Source organism: Kitasatospora sp. NPDC049285 (assembly GCF_040678815.1).
In the GTDB taxonomy this organism is placed as follows: Bacteria; Actinomycetota; Actinomycetes; order Streptomycetales; family Streptomycetaceae; genus Kitasatospora.
The window spans coordinates 1-24,255 of the sequence record NZ_JBFAQR010000011.1 but is presented as its reverse complement, the minus strand read 5'-3'; the positions used below and the strand labels follow the sequence as shown (position 1 = coordinate 24,255).

At 72.3% G+C, this 24,255-nt stretch carries 24 protein-coding genes; 17 read left to right on the top strand and 7 right to left on the bottom strand.

The annotated features are described in order from the left end of the window. The first annotated feature begins 40 nt into the window (after window positions 1-40). The 12 genes from AB0K51_RS10465 (at window position 41) to AB0K51_RS10410 (ending at window position 10,652) form a co-directional block, all read left to right on the top strand. Window positions 41-472 (top strand): Rieske (2Fe-2S) protein, encoded by a 432-nt coding sequence (locus AB0K51_RS10465; RefSeq protein WP_363452724.1) that lies wholly within the window; start codon window positions 41-43, stop codon window positions 470-472. Window positions 473-510: 38 nt separating this feature from the next. Further along, window positions 511-1,272: a hyaluronoglucosaminidase gene (locus tag AB0K51_RS10460; protein WP_363452723.1), complete on the top strand. Its 762-nt coding sequence runs from the start codon at window positions 511-513 to the stop codon at window positions 1,270-1,272. Window positions 1,273-1,288: 16 nt separating this feature from the next. Next, entirely contained in the window at window positions 1,289-1,441 is a 153-nt protein-coding gene (locus tag AB0K51_RS10455; RefSeq protein ID WP_363452722.1) for a hypothetical protein, read from the top strand. Window positions 1,442-1,486: 45 nt separating this feature from the next. Continuing rightward, the gene (gene uvrC, locus AB0K51_RS10450; RefSeq protein ID WP_363452721.1) at window positions 1,487-3,505 is read left to right on the top strand and encodes an excinuclease ABC subunit UvrC; all 2,019 of its coding nucleotides are present in this window, start codon (window positions 1,487-1,489) and stop codon (window positions 3,503-3,505) included. Between the two features lie 2 nt (window positions 3,506-3,507). After that, a complete protein-coding gene (gene rapZ, locus AB0K51_RS10445; protein ID WP_363452901.1) occupies window positions 3,508-4,386 on the top strand; it encodes an RNase adapter RapZ in 879 nt (292 codons plus the stop codon). A gap of 151 nt (window positions 4,387-4,537) precedes the next feature. Further along, on the top strand, window positions 4,538-5,509 hold the full coding sequence (gene yvcK / locus AB0K51_RS10440; protein WP_363452899.1) for a uridine diphosphate-N-acetylglucosamine-binding protein YvcK: 972 nt from the start codon (window positions 4,538-4,540) through the stop codon (window positions 5,507-5,509). Then, complete coding sequence (gene whiA / locus AB0K51_RS10435; protein WP_363452719.1) at window positions 5,500-6,480, top strand: DNA-binding protein WhiA; 981 nt, start codon at window positions 5,500-5,502, stop codon at window positions 6,478-6,480. Before yvcK ends, whiA begins: the two co-directional genes overlap by 10 nt. A gap of 231 nt (window positions 6,481-6,711) precedes the next feature. Continuing rightward, the gene (gene gap / locus AB0K51_RS10430) at window positions 6,712-7,719 is read left to right on the top strand and encodes a type I glyceraldehyde-3-phosphate dehydrogenase (protein ID WP_363452717.1); all 1,008 of its coding nucleotides are present in this window, start codon (window positions 6,712-6,714) and stop codon (window positions 7,717-7,719) included. Window positions 7,720-7,878: 159 nt separating this feature from the next. Continuing rightward, window positions 7,879-9,084, top strand: coding sequence for a phosphoglycerate kinase (locus AB0K51_RS10425; protein ID WP_363452715.1), 1,206 nt, complete (start codon window positions 7,879-7,881; stop codon window positions 9,082-9,084). 7 nt (window positions 9,085-9,091) lie between these two features. Then, entirely contained in the window at window positions 9,092-9,877 is a 786-nt protein-coding gene (gene tpiA / locus AB0K51_RS10420) for a triose-phosphate isomerase (protein WP_363452713.1), read from the top strand. Between the two features lie 89 nt (window positions 9,878-9,966). Beyond that, the gene (gene secG / locus AB0K51_RS10415) at window positions 9,967-10,203 is read left to right on the top strand and encodes a preprotein translocase subunit SecG (protein ID WP_363452711.1); all 237 of its coding nucleotides are present in this window, start codon (window positions 9,967-9,969) and stop codon (window positions 10,201-10,203) included. A gap of 161 nt (window positions 10,204-10,364) precedes the next feature. Beyond that, on the top strand, window positions 10,365-10,652 hold the full coding sequence (locus AB0K51_RS10410; RefSeq protein WP_014138616.1) for an RNA polymerase-binding protein RbpA: 288 nt from the start codon (window positions 10,365-10,367) through the stop codon (window positions 10,650-10,652). Between the two features lie 24 nt (window positions 10,653-10,676). Here AB0K51_RS10410 and AB0K51_RS10405 read toward each other — a convergent pair whose 3' ends face one another. The 6 genes from AB0K51_RS10405 to tkt all read right to left on the bottom strand — a co-directional run bounded on the left by AB0K51_RS10405 (window position 10,677) and on the right by tkt (window position 19,385). Continuing rightward, the gene (locus AB0K51_RS10405) at window positions 10,677-12,485 is read right to left on the bottom strand and encodes a hypothetical protein (RefSeq protein WP_363452709.1); all 1,809 of its coding nucleotides are present in this window, start codon (window positions 12,483-12,485) and stop codon (window positions 10,677-10,679) included. Window positions 12,486-12,552: 67 nt separating this feature from the next. Continuing rightward, window positions 12,553-13,305: a 6-phosphogluconolactonase gene (gene pgl / locus AB0K51_RS10400; protein ID WP_363452707.1), complete on the bottom strand. Its 753-nt coding sequence runs from the start codon at window positions 13,303-13,305 to the stop codon at window positions 12,553-12,555. Then, on the bottom strand, window positions 13,302-14,429 hold the full coding sequence (gene opcA / locus AB0K51_RS10395) for a glucose-6-phosphate dehydrogenase assembly protein OpcA (RefSeq protein WP_363452705.1): 1,128 nt from the start codon (window positions 14,427-14,429) through the stop codon (window positions 13,302-13,304). Before opcA ends, pgl begins: the two co-directional genes overlap by 4 nt. Further along, window positions 14,426-15,970 (bottom strand): glucose-6-phosphate dehydrogenase, encoded by a 1,545-nt coding sequence (zwf, locus tag AB0K51_RS10390; RefSeq protein WP_363452896.1) that lies wholly within the window; start codon window positions 15,968-15,970, stop codon window positions 14,426-14,428. The genes opcA and zwf overlap by 4 nt, the downstream gene beginning before the upstream one ends. An 88-nt stretch (window positions 15,971-16,058) precedes the next feature. Next, window positions 16,059-17,192 (bottom strand): transaldolase, encoded by a 1,134-nt coding sequence (gene tal / locus AB0K51_RS10385; RefSeq protein ID WP_363452703.1) that lies wholly within the window; start codon window positions 17,190-17,192, stop codon window positions 16,059-16,061. A 96-nt stretch (window positions 17,193-17,288) separates the two neighbouring features. Continuing rightward, window positions 17,289-19,385 (bottom strand): transketolase, encoded by a 2,097-nt coding sequence (tkt, locus tag AB0K51_RS10380; RefSeq protein ID WP_363452701.1) that lies wholly within the window; start codon window positions 19,383-19,385, stop codon window positions 17,289-17,291. Window positions 19,386-19,787: 402 nt separating this feature from the next. On the opposite strand from tkt, the gene AB0K51_RS10375 reads away from it, so the two are divergent. Beyond that, window positions 19,788-20,729 carry a heme o synthase gene (locus AB0K51_RS10375; protein ID WP_363452699.1) on the top strand — a complete coding sequence of 314 codons (942 nt, stop codon included), beginning with the start codon at window positions 19,788-19,790 and terminating at the stop codon, window positions 20,727-20,729. Window positions 20,730-20,769: 40 nt separating this feature from the next. On the opposite strand, the gene AB0K51_RS10370 is transcribed toward AB0K51_RS10375, so the two are convergent. Beyond that, window positions 20,770-21,414 carry a DUF2461 domain-containing protein gene (locus AB0K51_RS10370; protein ID WP_363452697.1) on the bottom strand — a complete coding sequence of 215 codons (645 nt, stop codon included), beginning with the start codon at window positions 21,412-21,414 and terminating at the stop codon, window positions 20,770-20,772. A gap of 207 nt (window positions 21,415-21,621) precedes the next feature. On the opposite strand from AB0K51_RS10370, the gene AB0K51_RS10365 reads away from it, so the two are divergent. Genes AB0K51_RS10365 through AB0K51_RS10350 form a run of 4 tightly spaced genes read left to right on the top strand, consistent with a single transcriptional unit; the run spans window position 21,622 to window position 24,164 of the window. Next, a complete protein-coding gene (locus AB0K51_RS10365) occupies window positions 21,622-22,212 on the top strand; it encodes a hypothetical protein (RefSeq protein WP_363452695.1) in 591 nt (196 codons plus the stop codon). Then, window positions 22,209-23,456: an FAD-dependent monooxygenase gene (locus AB0K51_RS10360; protein ID WP_363452693.1), complete on the top strand. Its 1,248-nt coding sequence runs from the start codon at window positions 22,209-22,211 to the stop codon at window positions 23,454-23,456. Before AB0K51_RS10365 ends, AB0K51_RS10360 begins: the two co-directional genes overlap by 4 nt. Before the next feature lie 9 nt (window positions 23,457-23,465). Then, on the top strand, window positions 23,466-23,795 hold the full coding sequence (locus AB0K51_RS10355) for a hypothetical protein (protein ID WP_363452691.1): 330 nt from the start codon (window positions 23,466-23,468) through the stop codon (window positions 23,793-23,795). Between the two features lie 15 nt (window positions 23,796-23,810). Next, the gene (locus tag AB0K51_RS10350) at window positions 23,811-24,164 is read left to right on the top strand and encodes a hypothetical protein (RefSeq protein ID WP_363452689.1); all 354 of its coding nucleotides are present in this window, start codon (window positions 23,811-23,813) and stop codon (window positions 24,162-24,164) included. The last annotated feature ends 91 nt before the right edge of the window (window positions 24,165-24,255 follow it).

Here is a 24,255-nt window from a genome sequence, read left to right as displayed (position 1 = left end):
CTAGGTTGCTCGCGCCGTCCCCCGCGCCAAAGGAGTTCACGTGTCCGAGCCCGTCGCCTCCCGTCGTACCGTGCTGTGCTGCGCCGCCGCCGTCCTGGCCGGCGGGACGGCCGTCGCGGGGTGCTCGTCGTCCGGCGGGGGCGGCGGTACGAGCCAGGCATCGTCGCCCGCCGCGGGTCCGGTCGACCTGGGCGCCGCGTCCGACGTGCCGGTCGGCGGGGGCAAGGTGTACCGCGACCAGAAGATCGTGGTGACGCAGCCCAGCGAGGGGCAGTTCAAGGCGTTCAGCGCGACCTGCACGCACGCCGGCTGCCTGGTCGACGGGGTGCGCAACAGCCAGATCCAGTGCCTTTGCCACGGCAGCCGGTTCGGGATCGCGGACGGCGCCGTCCAGGACGGTCCGGCGCCGAAGCCGCTGCCCGCGTACCAGGTGGCGGTGCAGAACGGGAAGCTCCAGGTCACCAAGGCCTGAGGCGGCGTCAGAAGAGTTCGAGGGCGGGGGAGTCGGGGATGGATCGACGGTTGTTCCTGGGCGGGTTCACCGCGGGGGCGGTGACCGTGGCGGTCGGCGGTGCGGACAGCGCCGCCGCGGCGACGCCGGTGACGGTGTTCGACGGGCAGGTCAACGCGCAGAGCTTCTACGGCAACGGGCAGGACGGGCAGGCGGCGTTCTTCAAGACGGCGTCGATGGCGAACAACCCGACCAACCCGGCCAACAGCGACGCGCACGCGCTGGTGGTCTACCAGGCCGGCACGTCCGGCGGCGGCGTCGCGCTGAACGTCGCCTCGGACAACCCGGACACCTCGGCGATGTACCTGTCCGGCACCGAGAAGGGCCGCGGCACCCTCAAGATCGCGCACAAGGGCTACGCCGACGGCTCCGACCAGAACGCCGCCGCCCTCTCCATCGACCTGCAGACCTCCGGCACCGCCGCCCAGGGCATCTACCTGACCGCGACCACCGGCCCGACCAGGGGCAGTCTGATCGCGCTGCGCAACAACACCGGCCTGGACGACTTCATCGTCCGCGGCACCGGCCTGATCGGCATCGGCATCGACCGCGCCGCCACCCCGCGCGCCCAGGTGCACATCGTGCAGCGGCCCGGCGCCGCGGCGGGCCTGCTGGTGGAGGGCGTGGTGCGGGTCGGCAACACGGCCACCGCGCCGACCTCCGTCGATTCCACCGCCGGCGGCGGCGCGCTGTACGCGCAGGGCGGGGCGCTGTACTGGCGCGGCTCGAACGGCACCGTCACCCAGCTCGCCTCGGCGTGACGCGGCGGGGGGAGACGTGCAACTGACGCCCGAGGAACTGGTCCTGGAGTTCCAGGACGCCGTCCTGGAGCTGTACTTCGCGCGCAAGCGCATCATCGCCCTGGAAGCGGAGAACGCCGACCTCAAGGCCCACCTGGCCGCCGCCACCCGGCCGGAGCCGTCCAGCTGACGGTGGTCGCCGCGGAGTGTCGGTGGCAGTCGGTACGGTAGGGCTATGGCAGACCCGTCCACCTACCGTCCGGCGCCGGGGGCGATCCCGGTCTCTCCCGGGGTGTACAAGTTCCGCGACGCGCACGGTCGGGTCATCTACGTGGGCAAGGCGAAGAGCCTGCGGCCCCGGCTCTCCTCGTACTTCCAGGACGTCGCCAACCTGCACCCGCGCACCGCGACCATGGTGACGACCGCCGCCTCGGTGGAGTGGACCGTGGTGTCGACCGAGGTCGAGGCGCTGCAGCTGGAGTACTCCTGGATCAAGGAGTTCGACCCGCGGTTCAACGTCAAGTACCGGGACGACAAGAGCTACCCGGAGCTGGCGGTCACCCTGGGCGAGGAGTTCCCCCGGGTCCAGGTGATGCGTGGCGCGCACCGCAAGGGCGTGCGCTACTTCGGCCCGTACGGGCACGCCTGGGCGATCCGCGAGACGGTGGACCTGCTGCTGCGGGTGTTCCCGGTGCGGACGTGCTCCAACGGCGTGTTCAAGCGGGCCCAACAGGTCGGCCGGCCCTGCCTGCTGGGGTACATCGGCAAGTGCGCGGCGCCCTGCGTGGGCCGGGTCACCGCCGACGAGCACCGCGAACTCGCCGAGGAGTTCTGCGACTTCATGGCCGGCCGGACGGGCAACTACCTGCGCCGCCTGGAGCAGCAGATGCAGGACGCCGCGGCCGACATGGAGTACGAGAAGGCGGCCCGGCTGCGCGACGACCTCGGGGCGCTGAAGCGGGCGATGGAGAAGAACGCGGTGGTGCTGGCCGACGGCACCGACGCGGACCTGCTCGCGCTGGCCGAGGACGAACTCGAGGCCGCGGTGCAGATCTTCCACGTCCGCGGCGGCCGGGTCCGCGGCCAGCGCGGCTGGGTGACCGACAAGGTCGAGGACGTGGACACCGCCGGGCTGGTGGAGCACGCCCTGCAGCAGCTGTACGGCGCGGGCACCGAGCAGGTGCCGCGCGAGGTGCTGGTCCCGGCGCTGCCGGGCGAGGCGGCCCGGGAGTGGCTGAGCGGGCTGCGCGGCGCCCACGTCGACCTGCGGGTGCCGCAGCGCGGCGACAAGAAGGACCTGATGGAGACCGTGCAGCGCAACGCGCTGCAAGCGCTGGCGCTGCACAAGACCAAGCGGGCCTCGGACCTGACGACCCGTAGCCGGGCGCTGCAGGAGATCACCGACGCGCTGGAGCTGGACTCGGTGCCGCTGCGGATCGAGTGCTTCGACATCTCGCACCTGCAGGGCGAGGACGTGGTCGCCTCGATGGTGGTCTTCGAGGACGGCCTGGCCCGCAAGAGCGAGTACCGGCGCTTCCAGATCCGCGGCTTCGAGGGCCAGGACGACGTCCGCTCGATGCACGAGGTGATCACCCGCCGGTTCCGCCGTTACCTGCAGGAGCGCGAGCAGACCGGCGAGTGGGCGGTCCCCGAGGAGGGACCGGAGGACGACGGGGCGCCGACCGACGGGACCGGCCGCACCGATGACGGCCGCCCGAGGCGCTTCGCCTACCCGCCGCAGCTGCTGGTGGTCGACGGCGGGCAGCCGCAGGTCGCGGCCGCCCAGCGGGCCCTGGACGAACTGGGCATCGACGACGTCGCGGTGTGCGGCCTGGCCAAGCGGCTGGAGGAGGTGTGGCTGCCCGGGCAGGACGACCCGGTGGTGCTGCCGCGCTCCAGCGAGGGCCTCTACCTGTTGCAGCGGGTGCGCGACGAGGCGCACCGTTTCGCCATCTCCTACCAGCGCACCAAGCGCTCCAAGCGGCTCACGGCGGGGGAGCTGGACTCCGTCCCCGGCCTTGGAGAGACTCGCCGCCGGGCCCTGCTGAAGCACTTCGGTTCACTGAAGAAGCTGCGCGCGGCCACGGTCGACGAGCTGTGCGAGGTTCCCGGGATCGGGCGCCGGACCGCGGAGACTGTTGCCGCAGCCTTGGCCTCCCGTACACCTGCCGCATTCGCGGTCAACACCGCGACCGGCGAGATCATCGATGACAGCACCGCCACAGTGGCACCGAGAAGCGGGGAACAGACGTGACAGTGTCCAACGGGGGAGAGACCGTCCCCGAGCTGGTGATCATCTCCGGCATGTCCGGAGCCGGCCGGTCCACCGCCGCCAAGTGCCTGGAGGACCTCGGCTGGTTCGTGGTGGACAACCTGCCGCCGGCGCTGATCCCGACCATGGTCGACCTGGGGGCCCGCTCGCAGGGCTCGGTGCCGCGGATCGGCGCCGTGGTCGACGTCCGCGGCCGGTCGTTCTTCGACGACCTGCTGACCTCGCTGGAGGAGTTGGAGAAGCGCGGCGTGCGGCTGCGCGTGGTCTTCCTGGACTCCTCCGACGAGGCGCTGGTGCGCCGCTTCGAGAACGTCCGCCGCCCGCACCCGCTGCAGGGCGACGGCCGGATCGTCGACGGCATCGCCCAGGAGCGGGAGCTGCTGCGCGAGCTGCGCGGCGAGGCCGACCTGGTGGTCGACACCTCCAACCTCAACGTGCACCAGCTGCGCGCCAAGCTGGACGCCCAGTTCTCCGGCAACGACGAGCCGGAGCTGCGGGCCACCGTGATGTCCTTCGGCTTCAAGTACGGCCTGCCGGTCGACGCCGACCTGGTGGTGGACTGCCGCTTCCTGCCGAACCCGCACTGGGTGCCCGAGCTGCGGGCCCGTACCGGAACCGACCCGGACGTGGCAGAGTACGTCTTCCAGCAGCCCGGGGCGCAGGAGTTCCTGGACGGCTACGCCGAGCTGATGCGGATCATCACCGAGGGTTACCGGCGCGAGGGCAAGCGCTACATGACGCTTGCCGTAGGCTGCACCGGTGGCAAGCACCGCAGCGTGGCGATGTCCGAGCAGCTGACGAAGCGTCTGATCGCGGACGGCGTCGAGACGGTGCTGGTCCACCGCGACATGGGCCGGGAGTGACGGCCGCGGAGCACCTCGTCCCCGCGCCGCCCGGCTGAGCACGAGACAGGAACATGGGGTCGGCGTGACGGGATACGTGCCAGCGCGGCAGCAGCTCCAGGCCAGACCTGCCGAGCGGGCCTCCCAGAAGTCCCGGCGCAAGGCCCCCAGGATCGCCGCGCTGGGCGGCGGGCAGGGCCTGTCCGCCTCGCTGTCCGCGCTGCGCCGGCTGACCACCGAGCTGACCGCGGTGGTCACCGTCGCCGACGACGGCGGTTCCAGCGGGCGGCTGCGCGCCGAGCTCGGCGTGCTGCCGCCCGGCGACCTGCGCAAGGCGCTGGCCGCGCTGTGCGGCGACGACGACTGGGGCCGCACCTGGTCCGAGGTGATCCAGCAGCGCTTCACCGGGAACGGCGAGCTCGGCGGCCACGCGGTCGGCAACCTGCTGATCGTGGCGCTGTGGGAGAAGCTCGGCGACCCGGTGGAGGCGCTGAACTGGGTCGGCCGGCTGCTGAACGTGCAGGGCCGGGTGCTGCCGATGTCGGCCGTCCCGCTGGACATCGAGGCGCAGGTCCGCGGCCACGACCCGGCCCGGCCCGCCGAGGTCACGGCGGTGCGCGGCCAGGCCGCGGTCGCCGTGACGCCCGGCACCGTGCAGTCGATCCGGCTGGTGCCGGACGAGCCGCCGGCCGTCCCGGACGCGGTGCAGGCGGTGCTGGAGGCGGACTGGGTGGTGCTCGGCCCCGGCTCCTGGTTCACCAGCGTGCTGCCGCACCTGCTGGTCCCCGAGCTGGCCAAGGCGCTCACCGAGACCCGGGCCCGCCGGCTGCTGACCCTCAACCTGGCGCCGCAGCCCGGCGAGACCGAGGGCTTCACCCCGCAGCGCCACCTGGAGGTGATCGCCGACCACGCTCCGCAGCTGGTGGTGGATGCGATCCTGGTGGATGAGCGCGCCGTCACCGGCGGCGCCTTCGGGGTCGCCGACCTGGCCGGCCTGGAGCAGGCCGCCGAGCGGATGGGCGCCGCACTGGTGCTCGGTTCGGTGGCCCGGGCCGACGGCACGCCGCGACACGACCCGGAGCTCTTGGCCGCGGCGTACGACCGGATTTTCCGGACTCATGGAAGGATCGGCCCATGGCGATGACGGCAGCGGTGAAAGACGAGATCTCCCGACTTCCCGTCACCCGTGCCTGCTGCCGCAAGGCGGAGGTCTCGGCGATCCTGCGTTTTGCGGGCGGACTGCACATTGTGAGCGGCCGCATCGTGATCGAGGCGGAGCTGGACACCGGCATTGCGGCACGGCGGCTGCGCAAGGACCTCCTGGAGATCTTCGGACACTCCTCGGATCTGGTGGTGATGGCCCCCGGCGGTCTGCGACGCGGCAGCCGGTACGTGGTGCGGGTGGTGAAGGACGGCGAGTTGCTGGCCCGGCAGACCGGGCTGGTGGACGGACGCGGACGGCCGATCCGGGGACTGCCCCCGGCGGTGGTGTCCGGGGCGACCTGCGACGCGGAGGCGGCCTGGCGCGGCGCGTTCCTGGCGCACGGCTCGCTCACCGAGCCGGGGCGCTCCTCCTCGCTGGAGATCACCTGCCCCGGTTCGGAGGCGGCGCTCGCCCTGGTCGGCGCGGCCCGCCGGCTGGGCATCCCGGCCAAGGCCCGCGAGGTGCGCGGCGTCGACCGGGTGGTGATCCGCGACGGCGACGCGATCGGCGCGCTGCTCACCCGGCTCGGCGCGCACGAGTCGGTGCTGGCCTGGGAGGAGCGGCGGATGCGCCGCGAGGTGCGCGCCACCGCCAACCGGCTGGCCAACTTCGACGACGCCAACCTGCGCCGCTCGGCCCGCGCCGCGGTCGCGGCCGGCGCCCGGGTGCAGCGGGCGCTGGAGATCCTCGGCGACGAGGTGCCCGAGCACCTGGCGGCGGCCGGCGCGCTGCGCATGCAGCACAAGCAGGCCTCGCTGGAGGAGCTCGGCGCGCTCGCCGACCCGCCGCTGACCAAGGACGCGGTCGCGGGCCGGATCCGCCGCCTGCTGGCGATGGCCGACAAGCGGGCCGCCGAACTCGGCCTGCCCAACACCGAGGCCAACCTGACCGAGGAGATGGCCCTGAACTGACGGGTCGTCAACCGTCCCGTGGCGCCGCCCGAGGGGCGTGCGGAGCGGGTCGCGGCAAGCCGCCGCGGCCAACTCCGCACGCCCCTTTGCTGCGCCCGGGCCATTGCGCCCTACCGGTGAGGCGATGTGCCTTGCGACACTTGGGGGAGGTAGGGTCAGCAGTGGTCGGGGACAACCCAAATTTCACCCCCGTCGGGCTCCGGCCCGGCGTACCTAAGAGGAGATCGGTTCGTGACGATCCGGGTAGGCATCAACGGGTTCGGCCGCATCGGCCGTAACTTCTTCCGTGCGGTCAAGTCCCAGGGCGCGGACATCGAGATCGTCGGTGTCAACGACCTGACCGACACCAAGACTCTGGCTCACCTGCTCAAGTACGACACCACTCTCGGTACCTTCCCCGGCGAGGTCTCGCACACCGAGGACAGCATCACCGTCGACGGCCACACCTTCAAGGTCACCGCCGAACGCGACCCCGCCAACCTTCCCTGGGCCGCCCTGGGCGCCGACATCGTCGTCGAGTCCACCGGCATCTTCACCAAGGCCGATGCTGCGAAGAAGCACATCACCGCCGGTGCGAAGAAGGTCATCATCTCGGCGCCCGCGACCGACGAGGACATCACCATCGTCCTGGGCGTCAACGACGACAAGTACGACGCGGCCGCGCACGACATCATCTCCAACGCCTCCTGCACCACCAACTGCGTGGCGCCGATGGCGAAGGTGCTGAACGAGAACTTCGGCATCGTCAAGGGTCTGATGACCACGGTGCACGCGTTCACCAACGACCAGGTCACCCTGGACTTCCCGCACAAGGACCTGCGTCGCGCCCGCGCCGCCTCGCAGAACATCATCCCGACCTCGACCGGTGCCGCGAAGGCCACCGCCCTGGTCCTGCCGGAGCTGAAGGGCAAGCTGGACGGCACCTCGCTGCGCGTCCCGGTCCCGACCGGCTCGATCACCGACCTGGTGGTCACCCTCGAGCGCGAGGTCACCAAGGACGAGGTCAACGCCGCCTTCCAGAAGGCCGCGCAGGAGGGCCCGCTCAAGGGCATCCTGGCCTACACCGAGGACCCGATCGTCTCCTCGGACATCGTCAACGACCCGCACTCCTGCATCTTCGACTCGCAGCTGACGATGGTTCAGGGCAACCAGGTCAAGGTGCTCGGCTGGTACGACAACGAGTTCGGCTACTCGAACCGCCTCGTCAACCTGGTCGCCCTGGTCGGCGAGCAGCTCTGACCCCAGCGGTAGTCGACGTGACGTAAGGGGCAGGGCCCGGACGGCTGTCACCGCCGCCGGGCCCTGCCGCTGCGCCCACCCTCGTCCCGTCCTACCCAACCGGTGGCCCGCCGTCGTGTCGCCGTCTGCGCACCGTTCCACCCCCTGAGGAGCAAGACCGTGAAGACGATCGAAGACCTGGAGGTCTCCGGCAAGCGGGTGTTCGTCCGCGCCGACCTCAACGTGCCGCTGTCCGGCGACACCATCACCGACGACGGCCGGATCCGGGCCGTCGCGCCGACCATCGCCAAGCTGGTCGAGCGCGGCGCGCGGGTGGTCGTCGCCTCGCACCTGGGCCGTCCGAAGGGCGCGCCGGAGCCGCAGTACTCCCTCGCGCCGGTGGCGGTCCGCCTCGGTGAGATCCTCGGCCGCCCGGTGGCCTTCGCCACCGACACCGTCGGGGACAGCGCGAAGGCCACCGTCGCCGCCCTGGGCGACGGCGAGGTCACGCTGCTGGAGAACCTGCGCTTCAACGCGGGCGAGACCTCCAAGGACGACGCCGCGCGCGGCGCCTTCGCCGACGAACTCGCCTCGCTCGCCGACCTGTACGTCGGTGACGGCTTCGGCGCGGTGCACCGCAAGCACGCCTCGGTCTACGACCTGCCGGCCCGCCTGCCGCACGCGGTGGGCGACCTGATCGCCACCGAGGTCGGCGTGCTCAAGCGCCTCACCGAGGACGTCGCCCGCCCGTACGTGGTGGTGCTCGGCGGCTCGAAGGTCTCCGACAAGGTCGGCGTGATCGAGAACCTGCTCGGCAAGGCCGACCGGATCCTGATCGGCGGCGGCATGATGTACACCTTCATCGCGGCCCAGGGCCACGGCGTCGGCTCCTCGCTGCTGCAGGAGGACCAGATCCCGGTCGTCCAGGACTACCTGAAGCGCGGCGCCGAGCAGGGCGTGGAGTTCGTGATCCCGCTGGACACCGCGGTCTCCGGCAGCTTCCCGGACGTCAAGACCGGTGCCCCGGTGGCGGACTACGCGGTCGTCGACGTGGACGCCATCCCGGACGGCGCGCTCGGCCTGGACATCGGCCCGAAGACCGCGCAGCTCTTCGCGCAGAAGATCGCCGACGCGCGGACGGTCTTCTGGAACGGCCCGATGGGCGTCTTCGAGCACCCGGCGTTCGCCGACGGCACCCGCGCGGTCGCCCAGGCGCTGCTGGACTCGGACGCCTTCACCGTGGTCGGCGGCGGCGACTCGGCGGCGGCGGTGCGCACCCTCGGCTTCGACGAGGCGAAGTTCGGACACATCTCGACCGGCGGTGGCGCGAGCCTCGAGTACCTGGAGGGCAAGACCCTTCCCGGTCTCGCCGCCCTGGAGGACTGAGAAAGACATGACTGAGCGTCTCCCGCTGATGGCGGGCAACTGGAAGATGAACCTCAACCACCTCGAGGCCATCCAGCACACCCAGAAGCTGGCGTTCGCGCTGGCCGACAAGGACTACGAGGCCGTCGAGGTCGCGGTCCTGGTCCCGTTCACCGATCTGCGCTCGGTGCAGACCCTGGTCGACGGCGACCGCCTGAAGATCAAGTACGGCTCGCAGGACATCTCGCAGCACGACGGCGGCGCCTACACCGGTGAGGTGTCGGGCCCGATGCTGGCGAAGCTGAAGTGCGCCTACGCGGTGATCGGCCACTCCGAGCGCCGCCAGTACCACGGCGAGAACGAGGAGATCGTCAACGCCAAGGTGAAGGCCGCCTTCCGCAACGGCGTCGTGCCGATCCTGTGCATCGGCGAGCCGCTGGACGTCCGCAAGGCCGGCGCCCAGGTCGAGTTCACCCTGGCGCAGCTGGACGGCGCCCTGGACGGCGTCCCCGCCGCCGAGGCCGAGCAGATCGTCGTCGCGTACGAGCCGGTCTGGGCGATCGGCACCGGAGAGGTCGCCACCCCCGAGGACGCGCAGGAGGTCTGCGGCGCGATCCGGGCCCGCCTCGCCGAGCTCTACAGCGCCGACCTGGCCGCCAAGGTCCGTATCCTGTACGGCGGTTCGGTGAAGTCCTCGTCCGCGGCCGGCCTGATGGCCAAGCCCGACGTGGACGGCGGTCTGATCGGCGGCGCCTCCCTGGACGCCGACGAGTTCGTCAAGATCGTGCGCTACCGCGAGCAGGCAGTAGGCTAACGCCGCCACAGCAACGTAGGCTTTGGGGCCGGACCGCGGAGAAGCGGGCCCGGCCCCTTCGCCGAAGATACGAGAGAGTTGGTCCCGTCGTGGTTCTCGGGTTCGAGATTGCTCTGATCATCCTCAGCTCGCTGATGATCATGCTGGTCCTGCTCCACAAGGGCAAGGGCGGCGGTCTGTCCGACATGTTCGGTGGCGGCGCGATGTCCACCGGCGGCGGTTCCGCGGTGGCCGAGCGCAACCTCGACCGCATCACCGTCATCATCGGCGTGGCCTGGTTCGCCTGCATCGTGGTGCTCGGACTGCTGCTCAAGTACAAGAGCTGAAACCAGTCGGCGGGCGATGGTGGCACAGCCTTAACTCCCGCTTACACTAGGACGACTTCGCCACCGTCCGCCCAGCCGCGGCCGGACGGCACCAGCACGCAGGGAGTCAGACCGTGGCAAGTGGCAACGCGATCCGAGGCAGCAGAGTCGGCGCCGGCCCGATGGGAGAGGCGGAGCGCGGCGAATCCGCCCCGCGCAACCGCATCTCCTTCTGGTGCGCCAACAAGCACGAGACGCGCCCGAGTTTCGCCGCAGAGGCAGCCATCCCCGACACCTGGGACTGCCCCCGCTGCGGCTTCCCCGCCGGCCAGGACGAGCACAATCCGCCCGCCCCGGCCCGCAACGAGCCCTACAAGACCCACCTCGCCTACGTCCGCGAGCGCCGCACCGACGCCGACGGCGAGGCGATCCTCGCCGAGGCCCTGGCGAAGCTCCGGGGCGAGATCTGAGGCACGACTTTCCACGCAGGGGCGTCACCGGTTTCCGGTGGCGCCCTTCGCGATGAGGTCGATCAGGGCGAACACCTCCTCCCACCGACGGGTCTCGGTGATCACGGCGAGTTCCGCGAGCAGGAGGCGGTAGAGAGCCGTCTTGTCGACCGCCTCGACGAGGCGACGGTTGACCTCGCCGAACGACAGGTGGATCCCGCTGCCCGCCGGGGCCTCGTCCAGGGCCTGGGCGGCGACCTGCACGGTGAACAGCCGGGCGAGCAGGGCGTCGACGGCATCGAGCAGGGTGGCTGCCGAGGCTGCGGTCACGATCTTGGCGGCCTCGGTCAACTCGACGACCAGGGTGGCGATCCGGGCCAGGTGGGGCTGATAGCCGACAGCCACGGGGCCGGGCCCGGCGTGCGTTCCGGACGACTCCAGCGCAGTCAGGATGCCGTCCAGCGTGGCGTCGGACCGGGGGCCCGCCTCCTGCGGCAGGTGGGTCGTCGCCGCCACCTGGATCGCGAGGGCCTCCGTGCAGGCGATGACCACGGCAAGGAGTGCACAGCTGAACATGGTCTCGAGCGTGATCCACGAGGTCTGCTCGACGATGATCGCGTACAGCTCCGGCACCGCGTCGGCCAGGCCGAGTTCGTCGGCGCGCAGCAGTACGGCCGGCAGGTTCGCTGCCTCGGACTTGAGCCAGGCGTCCGACGCACCCTGGCTGGAGCGGATGTCCGCAGCCCGGGCGTCGTAGTGCCCGAGCAGTCGTCGGACGGCGGCCTCCGGGTCGTCCACCGGCTGCTCGGACGCGTACAGCTTCACCAGGTCGTGGAAGCGGTAGCGGCCGTCGGCGACATCCAGCAGGTGGGCTCCGGTGAGGGCGCGGAGGAGTCGGGCGGTGTCGCGTTCGGGGAGGTCGGCGAGGGCGCTGACGGCGGGCAGTGGGAGGTCGGGGCCGGGGTGGAGGCCGAGGAGGGCGAAGAGGCGGGCTTCGGCGGGGGTGAGGCGGCGGTGGGAGAGGCCGAACGCGGCGCGGACGGCGAGGTCGGGACCGTGGTCGAGTTCGGTGAGGCGTTCCCTGGCGTCGGCGAGGTCGCCGGCGAGCTCGGCGGGACTGCGGTCGGTGAGCAGCGCGGCGGTGATCCGCAGGGCGAGCGGGAGGTGGCCGCAGAGTTCGGCCAGCTCCGGGAGCAACTCGTCGTCGATGCCGGTGAGTTGGGTGAGCAGGGTGCGGGATTCGGCCATTCTGAGCACGTCCACCCGGAAGTGACGCGGGGTCAGGGTGCGGTCGGCGAGCCGGTGGCGGCTGGTCACCAGGACGCGGTGGCGCGGGTCGCCGGGCAGCAGCGGGGTGACCTGGGCGGGGGAGGAGGCGTTGTCGGCGATCAGCAGCAGCGGGCCGTCCAGGGCGGCGAGCCGGGAGCGGTAGAGGTGTTCGCGGGCGGGGAGGCCGGGCGGGACGTCCTCGCCGAGGGCGCGCAGCAGGGTGTCGAGGGCCTGCTCGGCGGTGACGGGGTGGTCGTCGTAGCCGTGCAGGTCGACGAAGAGGACGCCGCCGGGGAAGCGGTCGGCGGCGCGGTGGGCGGTCTCGACGGCGAGTGCGGTCTTGCCGATGCCGCCGAGTCCGGCGATCGCGGAGACCAGGAGCGGTTCGCCGGGCTCGCCCAGGGCGTCGAGCAACGCGCCGAGCAGTTCCTCGCGGCCGACGAAGACGCCGCGTCTCGGCAGCCCGGCGGGGCGGACGGCAGGGCGGGGCAGGCTGGCCGGGCCGGCCTGGACCAGGGTGGTGATGGTGCCGGCCTGGACGACGCTCCCGATGCTGCCCCCGGTGATGCTGTTCTCCGTCCCCACAGGAGAGTTGTAGCAGGAAGGCCCGGACCCGTGGGACGGGTCCGGGCCTTCCGGGGCTGACGCGGCGTCAGGACAACTTGGAAGCCGCCGCCTCGTCGAGGAGCCACAGCGTGCGCTCCGTGCCGACGGCCGCGGAGGCCGGAGCCTGGAGCGGGCCGGGGTCGGTGAGGGCGAGGGCGACGGCGTCGGCCTTGTCCTCACCGGCGGCGAGCAGCCAGGTCTGCCGGGCGGTGCGCAGCGCGGGGAGGGTGAGCGAGATGCGGACGGGCGGGGGCTTGGGGGCCCCGCGGACGCCGATCACGGTCAGTTCGGTCTCCCGGACGCCGGGGTGCTGCGGGAACAGCGAGGCGACGTGGGTGTCCGGGCCGACGCCGAGCAGCAGCACGTCGAAGGCCGGGACGGGCAGGCCCGGACCGGGTTCGGCGGCGGCTGCCAGTTCCTCGGCGTAGCGTGCGGCGGCGGCCTCCACGTCCGGCCCGTCGGGGCCGTCCGCCGCGGGCATCTCGTGCACCCGGGCGCCCAGCGGTCGCACGGCGTCCAGGAACGCGGCGGCCTGGACGGCGTTGCGTTCCGGGTCGTCGTGCGCCAGGTAGCGCTCGTCGCCCCACCACAGGTCGACCCGCGCCCAGTCGACGGCGTCGCGCGCCGGGGAGGCGGCGACGGCGTCGAGCAGGGCGTTGCCGTTGCGGCCGCCGGTGAGCACCACCGAGGCGGTGCCGCGGGCGGCCTGCGCGTCGACGATCGCGGTGATCAGCCGGGCGGCGACGGCCTGCGCCATCAGCTCCTTGTCACGGTGGACGATCAGCTGACGGGTGCTCACTGGCCGCTCCGCTTGCGGGGGGCGGCCTTCTTGGCGGTGGCGGACTTCTTCGCCGGTGCCTTCTTCGGAGCCGCAGCCGGCTCCTGCTGCGCGGCGGGGGCCTCGGCGGTGTCCGGGACCTTGGCGGTGACCCGGACCGGCGGGGCGACGGCGGCCTCGACGGTGCCGCCGGGGCCCGCGTGCTCGACTCCGGCGACCCGTTCGCGCAGCCGGTCCACGGGGGTGCGGACGGCGTTGGCGTAGATGTCGTCGGGGTCGAGGCGGCGCAGTTCCTCGGCGATCAGCTCCGCGGTGTCGCGGCGCTTGAGGGCGACCATCCGGTCGGGCGCGCCGGGCATCGAGAGGGTGCCGAGCAGGCCGTCGGGACGGTCCAGGACGATGTCGCCGTCCTTGGTCCGCAGGGTGACCGAGGTGATGCCGGGTCCGCCGGTGACGACCCGTTCGACCTGGACCCGCAGCCGGTTGTGCAGCCACAGGCCGAGCAGCTCGACGCTGGGGTTGTAGGACTCGCCCTCGACCACCGCGGAGATGATCTTGACGTCGCGCTGGTCGAGCGCGGCGGCGAGCATCGAGCGCCAGCCGGTGATCCGGGTCCAGGCCAGGTCGGTGTCGCCGGGGGTGTAGCTGGCGGCCCGCTGGGCGAGCTGGCCGACCGGGGACTCGGCGGTGACCGCGTCGGTGATCCGGCGCTGGGCGATCGCGCCGAGCGGGTCCTGCGCCGGGTGCAGCGGCGCGTTCTCCGGCCACCAGACCACCACGGGGGCGTCCGGCAGCAGCAGCGGCAGCACCACGGACTGGGCGTGCGCGGCGAGTTCGCCGTGCATCCGCAGGATGACCGTTTCGCCGCTGCCCGCGTCGGTGCCGACCAGGATCTCGGCGTCCAGCCGGGTCTCGGCGCGGGCCCGGGGCGAGCGACCGGCGCGCTTGATGACGGCCAGGGTCCGCGAGGGGTGCTCGCGGGAGGCGTCGTTGGCGGCCTTGAGGGCGTCGTAGGCGCTGCCCTCGTCGGTCACGATGACCAGGGTCAGCACCATGCCGGCGGCGGTGGAGCCGCTGGCCCGGCGGGCGTCCATCAGGGCAGCGTTGATCTTGCTGGACGTGGTGTCCGTCAGGTCGATCTTCATGGGCGGCGCCAGCTCCTGCCGTCTCGTGCGAGCATCTCGTCCGCCTCGACCGGGCCCCAGGTACCGGCCGGGTACTCCGCGGGCTTGCCGTGGGTGTCCCAGTACTGCTCGATCGGGTCGAGGATCTGCCAGGACAGCTCGACCTCCTGGTGACGCGGGAAGAGGTTGGCGTCGCCGAGCAGGACGTCCAGGATCAGGCGCTCGTACGCCTCGGGGCTGGACTCGGTGAACGACTCGCCGTAGGCGAAGTCCATGGTGACGTCGCGGACCTCCAGCGCGGTGCCGGGGACCTTCGAGCCGAAGCGCACGGTGACGCCCTCGTCCGGCTGGACGCGGATCACCAGGGCGTTCTGGCCGAGCTCCTCGGTGGCGTAGGAGTCGAACGGCAGGTACGGGGCGCGCTGGAAGACCACCGCGATCTCGGTGACCCGGCGGCCCAGGCGCTTGCCGGTGCGCAGGTAGAACGGGACGCCCGCCCAGCGCCGGTTGTTGATCTCCAGCTTGATCGCCGCGTAGGTGTCGGTCTTGGACTCGGGGTTGATGCCGTCCTCGTCCAGGTAGCCGAGCACCTCCTCGCCGCCCTGCCAGCCCGCCGCGTACTGGCCGCGCACGGTGTGCCGGCCCAGGTCGGCGGGGAGCTTGACGGCGCTGAGCACCTTGAGCTTCTCGGCGACCAGGGCCTTGGGGTGGAAGGACGCCGGCTCCTCGATGGCGGTGAGCGCCATCAGCTGGAGCAGGTGGTTCTGGATCACGTCACGGGCGGATCCGATGCCGTCGTAGTAGCCGGCCCGGCCGCCGATGCCGATGTCCTCGGCCATGGTGATCTGCACGTGGTCGACGTACGACCGGTTCCAGATCGGCTCGAACATCTGGTTGGCGAAACGCAGCGCCAGGATGTTCTGGACCGTCTCCTTGCCCAGGTAGTGGTCGATCCGGAAGACCTCGTCACGAGGGAAGACCTCGTGCACGATCCGGTTCAACTCCTGGGCGCTGGCCAGGTCGTGGCCGAACGGCTTCTCGATCACCGCGCGCCGCCAGGAGCCCTTCGGCGGGTCGGCCAGCCCGTGCTTCTTGAGCTGCTGGACGACGGTCGGGAAGAACTTCGGCGGCACCGAGAGGTAGAACGCGAAGTTGCCGCCGGTGCCCTGCGCCTGGTCGAGTTCCTCGATCGTGCGGCGCAGCGTGTCGAAGGCCTCGTCGTCGCCGAAGTCGCCCTGGACGAACCGCATGCCCTTGGCGAGCTGCTGCCAGACCTCCTCGCGGAACGGCGTCCGCGCGTGCTCCTTGACGGCGTCGTGGACCTCGTTGGCGAAGTCCTCGTCCTCCCACTCGCGGCGGGCGAAGCCGACCAGCGAGAAGCCCGGCGGCAGCAGGCCGCGGTTGGCCAGGTCGTAGATGGCCGGCATCAGCTTCTTGCGCGACAGGTCGCCGGTGACGCCGAAGATCACCAGCCCGGACGGGCCGGCGATGCGCGGCAGGCGCCGGTCGACCGGGTCGCGCAGTGGGTTGGCGGGCCGGCTGGGGGCGTCGACCTCGGTCAGGTCCGGACCCACCACGTCCGGGTACGGCTCAGTGTTGCTCACTGTGGTGTGCTCCGCTTTCCGTGCGTCAGATCGTGAGCAGGGGGAGTCAGTTGGCGCCGTGCGCGGCGAGCGCGGCGGTGACGGTGTCGAGCAGTTCGGTCCAGGAGACCTCGAACTTCGACACGCCCTCCTCCTCCAGCACCTTGACGACGTCGTCGTAGTCGACGCCGGCCGCGGCGACGGCGTCCAGGACGGCCTGGGCGTCGGCGTAGTTCGGGGTGATGGTGTCGCCGGTGATCTGGCCGTGGTCGTCGGTGGCGTCCAGGGTGGCCTCGGGCATGGTGTTGACGGTGCCGGGGGCGACCAGCTCGGTGACGTACAGGGTGTCGGGGAGCTTGGGGTCCTTGACGCCGGTGGAGGCCCACAGCGGGCGCTGCGGCTTGGCGCCGGCCGCCTCCAGGGCCTGCCAGCGGGCGGAGGCGGGCTTGGCGCCGTCGACGGAGCCGTACACCTCCTCGTAGGCCTGGTAGGCGAGGCGGGCGTTGGCGACGGCGGCCTTCGAGCGCAGGTCGAGGGCGGCGCCGCCGATCGCGTCGAGGCGCTTGTCGATCTCGGTGTCCACGCGGGAGACGAAGAAGGACGCGACGGACTCGATCTGGGAGAGGTCGAGGCCGGCGGCCTTGGCCTGCTCCAGGCCGGTGAGGTGGGCGTCGATGACGGCCTTGTAGCGCTCGAGCGAGAAGATCAGGGTGACGTTCACGCTGATGCCCCGGGCGAGGACCGCGGTGATCGCGGGCAGGCCGGCCAGGGTGGCGGGGATCTTGATCAGCACGTTCGGGCGGTCGACCAGCCACCACAGCTGCTTGGCCTCGGCGACGGTCGGCGCGGTCTGGTGGGCCAGCCGCGGGTCGACCTCGATGGAGACCCGGCCGTCGCGGCCGTTGGAGGCGTCGTACACCGGGCGCAGCACGTCGGCGGCGTCCCGGACGTCGGAGGTGGTGATCATGCGGACGGCCTCGTCGGTGGTGACCTTGCGCACCGCGAGGTCCTCCAGCTGGGCGGCGTAGGCGCCGTTGCCGCCGATCGCCTTCTGGAAGATGGTCGGGTTGGTGGTGACGCCGACGACGTGCTTCTCCTGGACCAGTTCGGCCAGGTTGCCGGTGTTCAGCCGCTCCCGGCTGAGGTCGTCCAGCCAGATCGCCACGCCTTCGTCGCTGAGGCGCTTCAATGCGTCAGTCATGGTGCTCAGTCCCTCTTCTTCTGCTGTTTTCGTCCGGTCTGGTGGAGTTCGGGGCCCGGCCCGGGGGAGTGCGGTCCCCCGGGCCGGGGTGCCGCGCTAGCGGGAGACGGCCTCGACCGTGCGCAGCGAGGCGCGGGCCGCGCCGGCGACCGCGTCGGCGGTGATGCCGAACTCCTGGTAGAGCACCTTGTAGTCGGCGGAGGCACCGAAGTGCTCCAGGCTGATGATCCGACCGGCGTCGCCGACCAGCTCGCGCCAGCCCTGGGCGATGCCCGCCTCGACCGAGACCCGGGCCCGGACGTTCGGCGGCAGCACGCTGTCGCGGTACGCCTGGTCCTGCTCGTTGAACCACTCGATCGACGGCATCGAGACCACCCGGGTCGGGATGCCGTCGGCCTCCAGCGCCTCGCGGGCCTGGACGGCCAGCTGCACCTCGGAGCCGGTGCCCATCAGGATCACCTTCGGGGAGGACCCGGAGGCCTCGGCCAGCACGTAGCCGCCCTTGGCCGCGCCCTCGGCCGAGTGGAACACCTCGCGGTCGAAGGTCGGCACGCCCTGGCGGGTCAGCGCCAGGCCGACCGGGCCGGGGTGGCTGGTCTGCCGCTCCAGCACGGTGCGCCACACCACGGCGGTCTCGTTGGCGTCCGCCGGGCGGACCACCGAGAGGCCGGGGATGGCGCGCAGCGCGGCCAGGTGCTCGACCGGCTGGTGGGTCGGGCCGTCCTCGCCGAGGCCGATCGAGTCGTGCGTCCACACGTAGGTGACCGGCAGCTTCATCAGCGCGGCGAGCCGGACCGCGGGGCGCATGTAGTCGGAGAACACCAGGAAGGTGCCGCCGTACACGCGGGTGCCGCCGTGCAGCGCGATGCCGTTCATGATCGAGCCCATGGCGTGCTCGCGGATGCCGAAGTGGATGGTCCGGCCGTACGGCGAGGCGCTCTTGAGGGGGTTGCCCTCGGGGAGGAAGGAGGACTCCTCGTCGATCGTGGTCAGGTTGGACTCGGCGAGGTCCGCCGAGCCGCCCCACAGCTCGGGGACGAGCTTGCCGACCGCGGCGAGGGTGTCGCCGGAGGCCTTGCGGGTGGCGATGTCCTTGCCGGCCGGGAAGGACGGGATCGCCTTCTCCCAGCCGTCCGGCAGCTCGCCGATCTGGATCCGGTCGAACTCGGCGGCGCGCTCCGGGTTGGCCTCGCGCCAGCCGCGGAACGCCTGCTCCCACTCGCCGCGGGCGGCCTTGCCGCGCTGCACGACCATCCGGGCGTGGTCGATGACCTGCTCGGTGACCTCGAAGGTCTTGGTCGGGTCGAAGCCCAGCACCTTCTTGGTGGCGGCGATCTCGGCGTCGCCGAGCGCGGAGCCGTGCGCCTTGGCGGTGTCCTGGGCGTTCGGGGCCGGCCAGGCGATGATCGTGCGCATCGCGATGATCGACGGACGGGTCGTCTCGGCGCGGGCGGCGTCCAGCGCGGTGGCCAGGGCGTGCACGTCGATGTCGCCGTCGGACTTCGGGGTGACCCGCTGCACGTGCCAGCCGTAGGCCTCGTAGCGGGCCAGCACGTCCTCGGAGAAGGCGGTGGCGGTGTCGCCCTCGATCGAGATGTGGTTGTCGTCGTAGAGCGCGACCAGGTTGCCGAGCTTCTGGTGGCCGGCCAGCGAGGACGCCTCGGCGGAGATGCCCTCCTCCAGGTCGCCGTCGGAGACGATCGCCCAGATGGTGTGGTCGAACGGGGAGGCGCCCTCGGCGGCCTCCGGGTCGAACAGGCCGCGCTCGTAGCGGGCGGCCATCGCCATGCCGACCGCGTTGCCGATGCCCTGGCCGAGCGGGCCGGTGGTGGTCTCGACACCGGCGGTGTGGCCGTGCTCGGGGTGTCCCGGGGTGCGGCTGCCCGCGACGCGGAACGCCTTCAGGTCGTCCAGCGAAAGTCCGTAACCGGACAGGAAGAGCTGGGTGTACAGCGTCAGCGAGGTGTGCCCCGGGGAGAGCACGAAGCGGTCGCGGCCGACCCACGTCGGGTCGGTCGGGTCGTGGCGCAGGAAGCGCTGGAAAATCAGATACGCAGCGGGGGCAAGTGACATCGCGGTGCCGGGGTGCCCGTTCCCCACCTTCTGCACGGCGTCCATGGCCAGGACTCGGGCCGTGTCGACGGCTCGCTGGTCCAGCTCGCTCCACTCGAATACGTTCGGCGTCGTGCTCACCCTGACTCAGGGCTCCTTCCGGAATTTTGTGAAGTGTCACCCCGTGAAGGGGATCCGTCGGCCACGCCGCTGTGGCTGATGCCGATCACGGAGGGTTCATCCCGCTTCTCTGTGCGAGCCTACCGTCACCGGGGCACCTCACCCTGCGTGCTGGGCCAACGTGAGCGCGCGGCGCGGGATTCCCCTGCCGGGGCGTCAACTGCTCTGTCCTACCTTCACCCGACCAGGGAGGGTTTGCCCGTCCGAGGGGCAAGACGAGTCGGCGGGCGGCTCGCCGGGGGACCCCGGGGCGGATCGGGAGATATGGAGCGCCTATGGTGTCCTGGTACGCGCAGCGCGGACGGCGGGCACCCTGCGGGTCTCCGGGTCGCCTGTGGAAGTTCATCAACTGTTGAGGTGTCCGTGACCGCCGTCGAATCCCGCCCCGCCGGGGTGGTAGGGACGAGGACCGCGCGCCGGCCGATCGGGGCCCGCATCGGGGCGTTCGTCGCACTGACCAAGCCCCGGATCATCGAGCTGCTGCTGATCTCCACGGTGCCGGTGATGTTCCTGGCCCAGGGCGGCGTCCCCGACCTGCTGCGGGTCCTCGCGGTGGTGGTCGGCGGCTACCTGTCCGCGGGCGGCGCCAACGCGCTGAACATGTACATCGACCGCGACATCGACGCGGTGATGTCCCGCACCGAGCGGCGGCCGATCGTCACCGGCATGGTCTCCCCGCGCGAGGCGCTGGTCTTCGGCGTCACCCTGGCCGTGGTCTCCACGATCTGGCTGGGCACCCTGGTGAACTGGCTGTCCTCGGCGCTGGCGCTGGGCGCGCTCCTCTTCTACGTCTTCGTCTACACGCTGGGCCTCAAGCGCCGCACCTCGCAGAACGTGGTCTGGGGCGGCATCGCCGGCTGCATGCCGGTGCTGGTCGGGTGGTCGGCGGTCACGAACTCGCTGTCCTGGGCGGCCCTGGTGCTGTTCCTGGTGGTGTTCTTCTGGACCCCGCCGCACACCTGGGTGCTGATGATGAAGGTCCGCGACGACTACGCCAAGGCCGGGGTGCCGATGCTGCCGGTGATCCGCGGCAACATCGGCGTGGCCAAGCAGGTCGTCGTCTACTCCTGGGTGATGGTGGCCACCTCGATGCTGCTGTGGCCCGCCGCGCACACCAGCTGGCTGTACCCGACGGTCGCCGCGGTCCTCGGCGGACTGTGGATGAAGGAGGCGTACGCCCTGCAGGCGCGCGCCAAGGCCGGCATCGTGGGCGCCAAGCTCAAGGAGATGCGGCTGTTCCACTGGTCGATCACCTACCTGACGCTGCTGTTCCTGGTCGTCGCGATCGACCCGTTCGTGGGCTGACGCCCCCTCAGGACACCCCCTCGGGACACCCCCCTCGGCCTCAGCGCGGCGGAAGCTCGCTGGGGCCGACGTGGTTCTCCAGCCACTCGTGCAGCGGCCGGGCGGCGTGCAGGAAGCCGGTGATCCGGTCGTACGCCTTCGGGGTGCCCAGCCAGGCCGCGGGCTCCCACTCCTGCCAGGCGATCAGGCCCTTGTGGCGCAGCAGCTCGATCCGCGGGTGGTCCTTCGGGAACCCGCGCGGGGCGGTCTTCAGGCTGTCCCGGCCGACCACCGCGGGCCCGTCGGCGCGCACCCGCGCCACCACCCGCTCCAACTCGGCGCCCGCCACGTCCTCGGCGACCGCGGTGCGGTAGCGGGCCAGCTGGTCGGTGGCCAGCTGGTAGTAGCCGAGGCCGCAGGCCAGGCCGTCGGCGGAGAGCTGCACGTAGCCGCCGGACTCCAGGTAGCCGCCGATGTGCGTCTTGTACGGCGACTTGTCGGCGCTGAAGCGGACGTCCCGGTTGGGCCGGAACACCTTGCCGGGCCCGAACTCCGGCTCCAGGCGCACCAGCAGCGCCTCCATCGGCGCGCGCACCGCCTCGTCGTACACCGCGCGGTGCGCGCTCCAGAAGGACTTCGAGTTGTCGGCCTCCAGGTGCTCGTAGAACTCGAGCGCCTCGGCGGGCCAGCCGCGGAATTCGGTCACCCGCCCAGTATCCCGCCCGCACCGACCGGGCGGGTACTCCTGGCGGGTGACGGTGCGTCAGCTGAAACCTTCGTCGGGTAGATTCGGGCTGCACCCGCCGTCACCAGGCGGGATGGCCGAGTCACGGGGGGTGGCCGGGCCCTGTCGGGGGCGCGGTGCGGCCGCTCCGCCGCGTCCGCGCACACCGACGCCACACCTGGGGGAGCCATGCCACTGCAGTCGATCGTCGCGTCCGCGCACGAGTTCGCGGCCCGCAGACCCGCCGAGACGGCGGTGCGGATCCAGGCCTTCGTCGCCGCGCCGACCCGGATGCTGCTCGCCGCCGACGGGCTGACCACCACCCTGCTGGAGGCCTGGACCGGCGCGCCCGCCCGGATAGCGCAGGCCGACCACCGCCGGGTACGTGCCGCCGACGCGCCCGGCGGCTCGGCCGGCCTGCTGGAGTGCCCGCCCGAGGAGGAGCTGTTGGTGCGCCGCTCGGTGCTGGCCGCCGGCGACGGCACCGAACTGTCGCGCAACGTCGTGGTCGCCCGCCCCGGGCTGTCCGGCGTGGCCGAGCGGCACCTCACCGACACCAGCGCGCCGATCGGCCCCGGCCTGCACGCCGCCGGCACCGCGTACCGGCGCACCGTGCTGGACGCCGGGGTGCTCGACTGGGACGGCGAGCCCGCCGCCTACAAGACCTATCTGATGTGGCACGGGTCGTGGCCGCTGGCCGCGATCACCGAGGTGTTCAACCCGGCCGTCGTGCCCGCCGCCCGCACCGCCCCGCTGCTCACCGCCGGAGGACACCGATGACCACCCGCAGCACCCGGATCGCCGTGGTCGGCGCCGGACCCGCCGGACTGGTGCTCGCCCACGTGCTGCACCGCGCCGGCCTCGCGGTGACCGTGCACGAGCGGCTGCCGCGCACCGTGCTGGAGCAGACCCCGCGGGCCGGGGTGCTGGAGCACCGGGTGGTGGAGTACCTGCGGACGCTGGGCCTCGCCGACCGGCTGACCGCCGCGGGCGAGCGGCACGGCTGGTGCGAGATCGCCTGCCTCGGCGAGCGGGTGCTGGTCGACTACGGGGCGCTGTCCGGCGGGATCCGGCACTGGGTGTACCCGCAGCAGCTGCTGGTCCGCGACCTGATCGACTCGTACCTGCGGGCCGGCGGCGAGATCGCCTTCGACTCGCCGGTCACCGCCGTCACCGCGGACGGCGACGGCCGCCCGGTGCTGCACACCGCCGCCGGCGAGCTGCGGGCCGACTTCGCGGTCGGCTGCGACGGCGCCCACGGCGTGGTCGCCACCGCCTTCCCGCCCGGCGCGGAGGGGCCCGGCCGCCGCTACCCGTACGACTGGCTGACCGTGCTGGCCGGGATCTCCCGCCCGGTCGAGGGGATCCGCTACGCGGTGCACACCGACGGCTTCGCCGGGATGATGCCGCGCACCGCCGACGTCGGCCGGTTCTACCTGGAGGTGCCCGCCGGGGAGCGGCTGGACGGCTGGGACGAGCCGCGGATCCGCGCCGAACTGGAGCGCCGCCTCGAGCTCGACGCCGACGACCCGGCGATCGGCGGCCTGCTGGAGACCGGCATGCTGCGGATGCGCGGCCGGGTCGCCCGGCAGCTGCGGGCCGGCCGGCTGTTCCTGGCCGGGGACGCCGCGCACACCGTCACCCCGTCCGGTGCCAAGGGCCTCAACTCGGCGGTCGCCGACGCCGCCGACCTCGCCGCCGTGCTGGTCGCCCACGACCGGGACGGCGACGACGCCGTGCTGGACGGCTACCAGCGGCGCCGGCTGGCCGCGGCCTGGCAGGTCCAGGAGTTCTCCGACCGGCTGCTCGACCTGCTGCACCTGCCGGCCGGGTGCCCGCCGCAGGAGCGGGAGTTCGCGCTGCGGCTGCGGCTGGAGCGGATCCACCGGATCGCCGCGCCGGGCCCGGAGGGCGTCGACTTCGCCCGCGCCTACGCCGGAGCCGGCGAGCTGACCCCGCCGCCCGCGCCCGTGTGGCCGTCGGCACAGCACGCTGCCGTCGCCAGCTCCGCTACCGGTCGGTAGCATGCGGGCATGAGCGCAGACACCGCCACCACCGCCGCGCCGGACGCCCGCGCCGAGCGCCGCGCCAAGCGCATCGCCAAGCACCTCAGCAGCTTCGCCGCGCAGCACGGCGGCAGCGCCGACGGCGTCGTCGAGTACGTCGGCGCCACCGCCACCCGGATCGTCGTGGTGGGCGCCGACGGCACCTGGGGCGACCAGGTCGCGCCGACCTACGCGATCGGCCGCCGGGCCGCCGAGCTGGCCGGGCTGACCCTGCACGAGGACTTCGAGGGCGAGCTCGGCCTGAAGGTGAAGACCGGCCCGTACGAGTGGAAGCGGATGGCGGGCATCCAGATCTGACGAATCGAGGAGCCGATGCGGCGGCGCCGAGCAGTCCCACCCGAGCAGCGGTACGAGCAGCTGGTCGCCCGGTTCGCGGAGCTGGACGGGGTGACCGTGCCCGGTGACGAGCCGGGGCGGGAGGGAAGGTTCGGCGCCGCCGCGCTCAAGGTCGGCGGGAAGATCTTCGCGATGCTCGCGCACGGCCGCCTGGTGGTGAAGCTCCCGCGCGCCCGGGTCGACGAGCTGGTGGCGGCCGGTGAGGGCGAGCGTTTCGACCCGGGGCACGGGCGGCTCATGCGCGAGTGGCTGAGCCTGGACCCCGGGTCGCAGCTCGACTGGGACGCACTGGCCGAGGAGGCCCTGGCGTTCGTCGGGCCCGCCCGCTAGGTGTATTGACCTGAAGCGTTGTTGACGCGGCTGATCGGCGGTTGGCCTCCGAGTGCGGTGTGGCTGCGATGGTAGTTGTAGGCGTGGAGGA